This window comes from Ornithinibacillus scapharcae TW25 (assembly GCF_000190475.1).
GTDB lineage: Bacteria > Bacillota > Bacilli > Bacillales > Amphibacillaceae > Ornithinibacillus > Ornithinibacillus scapharcae.
Genome location: NZ_AEWH01000061.1, coordinates 1 through 2,979 on the forward strand (window position 1 = coordinate 1; position 2,979 = coordinate 2,979).

The 2,979-nt window shown below is 37.2% G+C and carries 4 protein-coding genes; 2 read left to right on the forward strand and 2 right to left on the reverse strand.

The features are described from left to right. Window positions 1-232: 232 nt before the first annotated feature. Window positions 233-1,324 (reverse strand): MraY family glycosyltransferase, encoded by a 1,092-nt coding sequence (locus G5W_RS0117165; RefSeq protein WP_010098561.1) that lies wholly within the window; start codon window positions 1,322-1,324, stop codon window positions 233-235. Between the two features lie 286 nt (window positions 1,325-1,610). On the opposite strand from G5W_RS0117165, the gene G5W_RS0117170 reads away from it, so the two are divergent. After that, window positions 1,611-1,841, forward strand: coding sequence for a hypothetical protein (locus G5W_RS0117170; protein ID WP_157998061.1), 231 nt, complete (start codon window positions 1,611-1,613; stop codon window positions 1,839-1,841). Window positions 1,842-2,003: 162 nt separating this feature from the next. On the opposite strand, the gene G5W_RS0117175 is transcribed toward G5W_RS0117170, so the two are convergent. Next, window positions 2,004-2,699: a glycerophosphodiester phosphodiesterase gene (locus G5W_RS0117175; protein ID WP_010098564.1), complete on the reverse strand. Its 696-nt coding sequence runs from the start codon at window positions 2,697-2,699 to the stop codon at window positions 2,004-2,006. Window positions 2,700-2,818: 119 nt separating this feature from the next. Here G5W_RS0117175 and G5W_RS23850 point away from each other — a divergent pair, with 119 nt between their 5' ends. Further along, on the forward strand, window positions 2,819-2,962 hold the full coding sequence (locus tag G5W_RS23850) for a hypothetical protein (protein WP_157998062.1): 144 nt from the start codon (window positions 2,819-2,821) through the stop codon (window positions 2,960-2,962). Window positions 2,963-2,979 lie beyond the last annotated feature (17 nt).

Below are 2,979 nucleotides of genomic sequence, written 5' to 3' on the forward strand. Positions count from 1 at the left end.
CGTTCGCGACTTTTTCAGATAATGCCTACCGTGAGAACGCTTTTCTCGGTATCGTTCGCAACTTTTTTAGATAATGCCTACCGTGAGAACGCTTTTCTCGGTTTGGTTCTTCACATATACTGCTCAAAGTAACCAAGAATGTGATTACAAGTTGAGGAAAACCGTGAAATTTCCTATACTTACACGCTTCTATCCATTAACCATGCAAAAAAACAACAGCCACAACCCCATATCAGGATTGTTTCTGTTGTTTTTTTCGTTCGCTTACTAAACGTTTCATTGTCCGCAATACGGGACGGCGTCCTTTTCCGACGAGGCCGACTAGTTCGGCGAAAATGTGTAATAGGAACCAGATAACAAAAGCAACAAGGAGTGATATTCCTAAGGATGCATTCGAAAATGTTATTGCTAGAACACCAAATACTGCACTAAATCCATAAATAATTAAAACGGTTGTACGATGACTGAAACCTGCAGCAAGTAATTGGTGGTGAATATGTTTCTTATCTGGATTCATTATTTTTTCACCGTTAATAAATCGACGTAACATTGCAAATAGTGTATCAAAAATTGGTACGGCAAGAATAATTACTGGAATAATAAAACTTAATAACGTTACATTTTTAAATAGTCCAAGAATCGATATAACGGAGATCATATAGCCTAAGAATAATGATCCGGTATCACCCATATAAATCTTGGCCGGATGGAAGTTGTGGAATAAAAATCCTAAGTTACTTCCAATCAGCGCAATGGCAAGATAAACAACTAGAACCTCTTGTCCCAAAATCGCCATGATTAGAATACTAATTAGAGCAATAGTGGATACGCCGGATGCTAATCCATCTAAACCGTCGATTAGGTTAATCGCGTTGGTAATCCCAACTATCCATAATAGTGTTAAGATGACACTGAATGGTCCTGCTAGCTCGACGATTCCGAAAAAAGGTAATGTAATACGTTCAATAATAAGTCCAGAAGTAATTAAAATAACGGCTGGAATAATTTGTCCTACTAGTTTATACAATGGTCGAATTGCGAATTTGTCATCAATCATTCCTGTAGCAACAATGATAAATGCCCCGATGATAATTTGGGGAAAGTATTCGTATGATACTGGCCACAGGTAAAGAAGACCTAGCATTGTTCCAAGAAAAATGGCTAAACCACCTAATCTTGGTGTTGGTTTCTTATGGACTTTTCGATGGTTCGGTAAATCGATAATACCCCATTTAACAGCTAGCTTCTTTATTGGATAAACGAGAAGAAGTGTCGAAATTACAGATATGATGAAAGCAATTATTAAATCAGGATAGTTAAACATGACGACCCTCTTTTATATACATGTTGTAGTATGTAATACTTCCCTAATTTTAATGGATATATCCATTTTAAACAAGCCTAATCGCGTTTTCTCGACAAGTTTCTAGGGCTATACCGCTTAGCAAAATAGCTTTCTGAATTGGCTTCCTAACCTCTTCTTATCGACTATGGACCTAGACATAGCAGTATTTATCTACGGCATGAAACTCAAGGAATAGTGCATGAATTCGGATAAAAATACCGCCCTTGGAAAATATAAGAACTACATAAATTTAGAAGTGATTTCCATGTGGGTCATGTTGCTTTTTTCAGCAATATTCCTTCTGTTGCTATTCGGCTGTACGGACAGGGATGAAACCATTGAGCAACTCATGGACAGTGCTTTGGGGCATATTGAACACAGCAAAGCCAAATTACTATATGATGAGATTTTTGAAATAGAGATCCCAACAGATGAGAAGTATGACGTAGAAGAACTAAAAAGAGAAATGGAGTATGCAGAAGAGAATACGAAATAAAACAGGGTACAGTGTGCACGCTGTACCCCATTCCCTACATTCGAATATATTGTTCTTGTCGTACATTTTTTATGATGGCATAAAGCATTAAGGGGAAAAGCATGAAGTATACAATTCCTTTTATTAGAGACTTTATTTTCATGGTCATCGATCCTTTCTATATTAGGAAAACACTGCTTTATAGGTTTCTAGTTCATCTGTTGTCACGAGGATAGAAGGGTACTGCTTTACCGTGTTCATTTGTTCAACCGTATTTACGGTCCAAACCACAAGCTGAACACCTAACTTTTCACATTTAGCAATATGTTTTTCGTTCAAGTTCTTAAAATTAACTGCAAAATATTCCGCGTCTAGTTTTTTCATGAGGCGAAAATGAGAGCCTTTCACCCGATTAACAAGTGGACCAAGTTGTATATCTCGGGAAACCGATCGTAGCTTTTCTAAAGATTTATGGTCGAAGGAAATGACATAAACCTGATCTAACATGTTTAAATTTTTTATTACGTTATAAACCTTTTTTTCAATACCTGGATACAGCTTAGGTTTTTTAAGTTCGATGGATACAATGATACGGTCTTTCGCCAATGAAAGTGCCTCTTCTAACGTGGGGATATGTTCATTCGTACCGATAGTGAAAGTTTTAAGTTCTGCCAAAGTAAAATCTCTTATCTCGCCACTTCCATCTGTCATACGATCTATCGTGTGGTCGTGCATGACAACCGGAACACCATCCTTACTCATATGGACATCCAACTCCATATGGGTAAATCCCAGATCTATCGCTGCTTGAAAGGATGATAATGTATTTTCTGGGTAGTTCACTGGATAACCACGATGGGCAATACCTCTAATCGTCATCAACTTTTCCCCCTACATACATTTTCCAATTTTCACCTTTAAGTATAAAGACTCTTTGTTAAGATGGTGTTAGAGAAATGTGAAAATAGTGTAAATAGCAGGAAAAGAGGCTTTATGGAATGACAGATGAAATTATTAACTATTTCTTTATAGAGAAGATTGGTTCTATCAGCATCATCTTACTCGATTTCTTCTCTCAAGAACACGATGATAGACACTATCAGAACCTTCTTACTCTATCCCCTCTCTCAAGAACACGATGATAGACGCTATCAGAACC